The organism is uncultured Xanthomarina sp., assembly GCF_963971605.1.
GTDB lineage: Bacteria > Bacteroidota > Bacteroidia > Flavobacteriales > Flavobacteriaceae > Xanthomarina > Xanthomarina gelatinilytica.
The window spans coordinates 1-6898 of the sequence record NZ_CAXATZ010000062.1; the positions used below are offsets into that span (position 1 = coordinate 1).

At 34.3% G+C, this 6898-nt stretch carries 7 protein-coding genes; 1 reads left to right on the top strand and 6 read right to left on the bottom strand.

The genetic code is table 11. The features are described 5' to 3' along the window. Positions 1-183 precede the first annotated feature (183 nt). The 3 genes from AACY93_RS13485 to AACY93_RS13495 form a co-directional block, all read right to left on the bottom strand. Complete coding sequence (locus AACY93_RS13485; RefSeq protein WP_286854831.1) at positions 184-363, bottom strand: CPXCG motif-containing cysteine-rich protein; 180 nt, start codon at positions 361-363, stop codon at positions 184-186. A 71-nt stretch (positions 364-434) separates the two neighbouring features. Continuing rightward, entirely contained in the window at positions 435-1256 is an 822-nt protein-coding gene (locus tag AACY93_RS13490) for a Two component regulator three Y domain protein (protein ID WP_286854830.1), read from the bottom strand. 116 nt (positions 1257-1372) lie between these two features. Continuing rightward, positions 1373-3277 (bottom strand): ATP-binding cassette domain-containing protein, encoded by a 1905-nt coding sequence (locus tag AACY93_RS13495; RefSeq protein WP_286854829.1) that lies wholly within the window; start codon positions 3275-3277, stop codon positions 1373-1375. 85 nt (positions 3278-3362) lie between these two features. On the opposite strand from AACY93_RS13495, the gene AACY93_RS13500 reads away from it, so the two are divergent. After that, the gene (locus AACY93_RS13500; RefSeq protein WP_286854827.1) at positions 3363-3755 is read left to right on the top strand and encodes a DUF983 domain-containing protein; all 393 of its coding nucleotides are present in this window, start codon (positions 3363-3365) and stop codon (positions 3753-3755) included. Here AACY93_RS13500 and AACY93_RS13505 read toward each other — a convergent pair. The 3 genes from AACY93_RS13505 to gldM all read right to left on the bottom strand — a co-directional run. Then, positions 3742-4782 (bottom strand): FAD-dependent oxidoreductase, encoded by a 1041-nt coding sequence (locus tag AACY93_RS13505; protein ID WP_007648127.1) that lies wholly within the window; start codon positions 4780-4782, stop codon positions 3742-3744. The genes AACY93_RS13500 and AACY93_RS13505 overlap by 14 nt on opposite strands. Before the next feature lie 103 nt (positions 4783-4885). Then, positions 4886-5785, bottom strand: coding sequence for a gliding motility protein GldN (gldN, locus tag AACY93_RS13510; RefSeq protein WP_286854826.1), 900 nt, complete (start codon positions 5783-5785; stop codon positions 4886-4888). 49 nt (positions 5786-5834) lie between these two features. Then, the coding region (gene gldM, locus AACY93_RS13515) for a gliding motility protein GldM (protein WP_339612145.1) at positions 5835-6898 on the bottom strand (1064 nt) is incomplete at its 5' end.

Here is a 6898-nt window from a genome sequence, read left to right on the forward strand (position 1 = left end):
GGACTCGAACCAGTGACCTTCGGGTTATGAGCCCGACGAGCTACCTACTGCTCTATCCCGCGATTTAACTCCATAATAATTTTTAGCTCTTAACTTATCGGTTCATAATGCCGATTCAATCATTTTTGGACTGCAAATATACAATGCTTTTTAGATATAACAAGAACATTTTAAAGAAATTTACTATTCTAGACTTTTGGCATGAAATTCCATCAATTCTGAATCCTGAAATTTAAGGCTAATTTGTATGGGGTTGCAACAAACTTCACAATCTTCCACATAGTTTTGCTGTGATTGAGAGGTATCCAAAAGCATCGATATGGTTTCCCAACAATATGGACACTGAAAAAAATATTCTTGCATACTTAAAGATATAAAAAAAGACCATCTGTGCAGATAGTCCTTTTTTATTTATTTTATCAATTAATTAATATTTAATCGTTATCAGTAATGACGGTTTTAGAATCAAACTCAAAAGTGCCTATAGGCATGCTACCTTCACCATCTACAACACTTACATATTCTCTTTCAAAATTATTATCGCTTACCATAAACGTGCTTAGATTGGATAAATTGGTAACTTGATAAGGTACTGTCCCTGTTAATTCGTTACTGGCAAGAACCAATTCCTTTAAGTTAGTTAATTGACCTATTTCTGAAGGGATTTCACCAACTAATTTATTATCAATTAAACTTAAAATTTCCAATCTGTTCAATTCTTTAATTTCTACCGGAATGGTTCCTGTTAGAAAATTACTGCCCAACATTAGCTCTTTTAAGTTTTTTAAATTTCCAATGCTCGCTGGGATTTCTCCTGTAAAACTGTTACTGTATAACTTTACAACCCTTAATCCTTTTAAATCACCAATTTCTGAAGGTATCTGTCCTTCAAATTTGTTCATGAACAACTCCAGTGAAAGTAAACTCTTTAAATTTCCAATGGTTGCTGGCAACTCACCTTCCAATTGATTGAACCCAAGGTTCATTTTTCTTAAGTTCACTAAATTTCCAATTTCTTGAGGTAAGTTTCCTTGAAGATTGTTGAAGTGTAAATTTATTTCAACTACTTTATTGTCTTGAACTGTTACACCATACCAATTTTCAATAGGTTCGTTTAAATTCCAAGTGTGATTCCACTTTTCGCCATTGGTGGAATTGTAAAGGGCCAATAGGGCTTCTTTCTCACTTTGAGCGACTTCCGAAAAGGAAAATGTGGTTATAAAAAAACAAAGTATGATAAGTGTATAAGTCTTCATATGTCTTTGATTTGGGATTAATCTCTAACAATATTAGACGTTTTATGGATAAGAAACAAATTTATTCGACGAAATGCACAATTGAATAAAATAGTTAGGAACTTAAAATCAAACCATTATAAATTTTCAATGGCTTCTTGCACTCTTTCCCAATCCTCCATCAAAGTCTCCAATTCTTGTTTTTTAGACTGATAACCGTCAAAGAATTTAGGGTTGGAAACAGCTTCATCGTAGTTGGTAGCCAATTCCACATCCATTTCCTTTATTTGTTTTTCCAGTTGCTGGATCTTAGCTTCCAGATTACTCAACTTGTTGTTTAAAGACTTTATTTTTTTCTGGTCTTCATAGGTTTGTTTATTACTTTCCTTGGGGATTTCTTTTACAACATCCCTTTTTTCAACTTCACGCAAATTTTCAACGTTACGTTGTTCTAAATAAAAATCTATATCTCCTAAATATTCCTTTATTTTATGGTCCTTAAACTCATATACTTTATTGGTTAAACCTTGAAGAAAGTCCCTATCGTGAGACACCAGAATCAAAGTGCCTTCAAACTTTTTAAGGGCTTCTTTTAACACGTTTTTGGACTTTATATCCAAATGGTTTGTAGGCTCATCCATAACCAACACGTTAAGGGGTTGCAACAACAATTTTGCCAATGCCAAACGGTTTCTTTCGCCTCCAGAAAGCACACGAACATATTTATCCACTTCTTCTCCCCTGAACAAAAAAGAACCTAAAATATCCCTTACTTTACTTCTGTTGGTTTCGTTGGCAGCATCAATCATGGTATCCAGAACCGTTTTATTGCCATCTAAATATTCTGCCTGGTTTTGGGCAAAATACGCTATTTGCACATTATGACCCAGCTTAAGCGTTCCTTGATGTTTTATTTCGCCTACAATGATTTTGGCCAAAGTTGATTTTCCTTGACCGTTTTGTCCTACAAAAGCAATTTTGGAATCACGTTCAACCGTAAGATTGATGTTCTTTAAAACTTGAACCTCATCGTAATTTTTTGAAACATCATGCGCTTCTATCACTATTTTACCAGGTACAATTGAAACAGGAAAGTTTAATTTCATTACTGCATGATCATCTTCATCCACTTCAATTCTATCAATTCTATCCAGTTTTTTTATTAAGGATTGAGCCATAGTGGCCTTTGAAGCTTTGGCACGAAACTTTTCTATAAGTTTTTCTGTATGCTCTATTTGTTTTTGTTGGTTTTTTTGGGTTGCAAGCTGTTGTTCTTTAATTTCTTGACGCAATACCAAGAATTTTGAATAAGGTTTGTTGTAATCGTATATTCTACCTAAGGATATTTCAATGGTACGATTTGTTACGTTATCTAAAAACATTTTATCGTGAGATACAATAACCACAGCTCCTGGATAGTTTTTTAAAAAACCTTCCAACCAAATAATGGATTCTATATCCAGGTGGTTTGTTGGTTCGTCCAGCAATAAAATGTCGTTATTTTGAAGCAGGAGCTTAGCCAGCTCAATTCGCATACGCCATCCACCAGAGAAGGTATCTGTAAGATTTTCAAAATCACTTCGTTTAAACCCCAAACCTTGTAAAATCTTTTCGGTTTCTCCTTGATAGTTGTAACCTCCCAAAATTTCATATTGATGTTGGATTTCGTTTAAATCCACCATTAGTTGATGATATCCATCACTTTCATAGTCTGTACGTTTTACCAATTGTTCATTGATGTCCTCTATTTTGGCTTCAAGCGTTTTAATATCCTTAAAGGCTTCGTAAGATTCTTCTAAAACGGTTCTTCCCAGCTCAAAATCGATATCCTGCTTTAAAAAACCGATGCTTAAATTTTTATCTGCTGCTATTTGTCCAGAGTCCGGTTCTAGTTCTTTAGCAAGAATTTTAAGCATGGTAGATTTACCTGCACCATTCTTTCCTATTAAACCTATTCTATCTCCAGGACTTAATTTAAAGGTTATGTCTTCGAATAAATATTCCCCTTGAAAAGAAATAGAAAGATTATGGATGTTCAGCATTTTTGTGACTATTGTTACAGAGATTTCTTAAATAAAGTTATAGCTTTGTGATAAGCTACAAAGCGCAAAAGTAATAGTTTTAACAATGATAAAAAAAGGTAATAAACTTTATAGCATATTTACAGGTGCTTGTCCTAAATGCCACCAAGAATCCATGTATTCCAACAAAAACCCTTATATATTGAAAGATGTTCTAAAAATCAATGATTCCTGTTCCCATTGTGGTACCAAATACCGAATTGAACCTTCCTTTTTTTATGGTTCCATGTACGTTAGTTATGCTGTTGGGATTGCCTTTGCAGTTGCAGCATTTGTAATTAGCTATTTGTTCCTGGGCAGTGGTTTAATGACTGCTTTTATTGCCATTGTTGGTACTTTGATTGTTTTTTATCCTGTTATTATGCGCCTTTCCAGAAACATCTGGATAAACTTATTTATGCATTATGACAAATCTTTGGTAAAACCTAAAACCGATTGATATTGATCTCATCTTCCAGAACTTCATGTTGTTCTATAAAGTTAAAAAGCTGTTTGGCAACATAAGGGCCAATCATTACGCCTCTGGTGCCCAAGCCATTTAATATATAAAGGTTGTTGTGTTCTGGATGCCTTCCCACCAAGGGTCTTCGGTCTTTAACTGTAGGTCTTATTCCTGCCACTTGGTCAACCACTTCAAAATTGCAATTTAAAAAGGTTTTAAGCTTGTTTAGAAGCTCTTCCCTGCCTTCTTTGGTAACAGCATTGGTTTTGTCTTTCCAATTATATGTTGCCCCAACATGATACAAATCTTCTCCCAATGGCAATATAAACACACTGGATTTTAAAATATAATCTATTTTTAATGCTGGCGCATAAATGGTTAAAAGTTCTCCTTTAGACTCCTTTAAAGGCAAATAATTAAAAAACGGATTGTGTTCCAAACCAAAACCTTCGGCAAATACTATTTGAGACGCCCATACATCTTGATAGGAAACATCAGTTTCTTGAATGTTTAATTGATGGTACTGAAAGGTTTCTTCAAAAAGCAGGTTATTCTCCAACAAGAACTTTTTATAGGCTGTTATCAAGGAAGATGTATCAATTCTACCTGTGTCCAACACTTCGCCAAAACCATATTCGGCCTTGATGTTTGGGTTGCTGTTCTTAATTATTTTAGGTGAAAGATATTTTGTTAACAATGGATTATCAGAAGCTGCAAACCAATTGTTTTGTTCTTCCATTGAAGCAAAACGTCTGTAAACAGGCACTTTGTAATCTATTGATATTTGAAGTTTATTTTCTATATGCTGATACATGGGCAAAGCCAATTGTAATTGCTCATTGCTTTTCCAAACAGATGTAAAACGTTTTAAAACCACTGGATTATATAAACCTCCAGCCACTACAGACGATTGTTGCGATGTATCATCAAAAACCACAAAGCTTTTGTTGGCAGCCATTAATTGTTCCATAAAGGCTATTCCAGCCAAACCACATCCAACAATGATATAATCTACTTGTTTCATTTGGGCAAATGTAAGTTAAATTTGATATTCCTCCTTAGGGCAAGCAAAAAACGCTCACCAAAAAGTGAGCGTTTTTATTCTAAATTTTATAATAAGGCTTTAACTAATAAGCCCACATATCCAGTTCGAAATCTCTTATCTTTTCTTTAATTCTATCAGACTCCAAAAGTTGCATTAAAGCATTTTCAGAAATATATTCGGTGACTTTACGGTCTCCATAGACATTTTCTTCTTTATAGATATAACCGTTGAAACGTCTGGAATTCAACAAATGATCGTAAGAGAAAGGCACTGCACTATTTTCGTTGTTAAACGATTTTGCTTCGTGTAGAATCTCTCTTGCATCTGGGAAAAATACCCAAAATAAAGGAATAGGCTCTTTGTTTGCTTCATCATCAGAATCGATAAAGTTAACATCTGGAGCAGCAGGTGCTATTCCAAGAAGTCTGTATTTTAATTCTGCCTGACGCTTATCAAAATACCACAATCCTTTAATTAAATAAGCACTAATATCGTAAGATGTAATATCACGTTTTACAATATACTCTGGATCTACATAACCATCGGCATTAAATTGTTCGTAACCTATATCTAAAGTATCCACTTTGGACATGGCAGATTTAATATCCTTTAAGGTACGTTTGGTTGTAAAATAAGAATCGTCATAAATGTTTTCAATATTACCGTCTTTCACGTTTTTCCATAACACATCAAATAAAGAACGTCTGTCTTTACCAATATTGTTAGTGTCTACAGGATAGTATAAAGGGAAATTAACACGTTCGTCCAGAACCACTCTTTCCCAAGTCATTTTAGAAAACATAATGTCTCTATCATCCACATAACCATATTCTAACGGTTTATCGTTGTCTACGGCCTTTTGAGCTTCGGTTCTTACACCAATCTCTTCAGGGCTTTTAGCATTTAAAATGTTGGCCTGCGAAAAGGAAGCAGATACAAACGATATGCTTAAAACGGTTAATAAAAAACTTTTATAATTCATCTTTTTAATTTTATTAATTAGGGCTTATCATGTAAGATGATAATGTCTATTAGTTTGCTATTTCAACAATAACAGGTGAAACTCCTTTTAACTTATAAGAAGAATTTCCTCTAATTTGTGCTTTAATGTCAAATATTTGAACGGCATCTCCTCGTCTTGCTTTACGCAATGAGTTCTTAGCTTGAGAATTTAATTTTGTTCCATTAACATCTACAGAAGGTTGACCTGGTACTTTAATTTTGAATGAGGTTACTTGAATTGGTAATTCAAAATCAAAATCGTCAAGCATAGCTCCAATAGTGGCAATCTCTACTGAGTTACGTGGCAATTTCACAACTCCATCTTGTCCACTAATGGTTCCTGTTGGTTTAGGAATATCTTTAATTCTAAAAGTAGCTTTGTCACTTACTTTACTACCATCTGGCAACGTACCAGAGACATTAATAGTTACTTCCCTACCAGAGCCTGGGTTCATAACGTATTTACCAACTCCAGAACCTTTACTTAAACCTGGAGCACTGGCAGATACGTTGTTATCTGAAATTCCAGCGAAAGAAATAGTCATTGGGTTTGCAACACCACGATATACCACATTCATTTTATCTGCAGAGATAGTTGCAGAGTTTGGCTTAGGTACAACAGCGTAAGTTGATTTTACAGGAATGGAAATGATGGAATCTCCTTCTTTAAATTGAAATTCACCTTCAATCTCTCTTTCCCCTACTGCTCCTGCTGGGAAATCCAATAATGTTTGTCCAGCTTGCATGGATTCTGCAGGTAGTTCTTGACCATTGATAACTACTTTATCAGCTTTTAATGTTTTATCATTTTTACCTAAGATAATTCTACCAGTAAAGTTTTCTCCAGAAAAGAACGCTGTTTTATCTGGAACAACAATTGCATCAAAGTTTGTTAAAGACGCTTCAACTTTTAATTTGCCAGCTAACATAGAAGATAACACTTCAGATTCTGTAGTTTTAACATCTGCTTGCAATTGGGTCATTTTTGTTAAAGATGCCACTAATGGGAATCCTTTGTAGTGGTAATCCAACCAATCTACTTTATTACCATCTCTGTTGGTAACTGGATCTGTTTCAAATTTATCTTTAACAT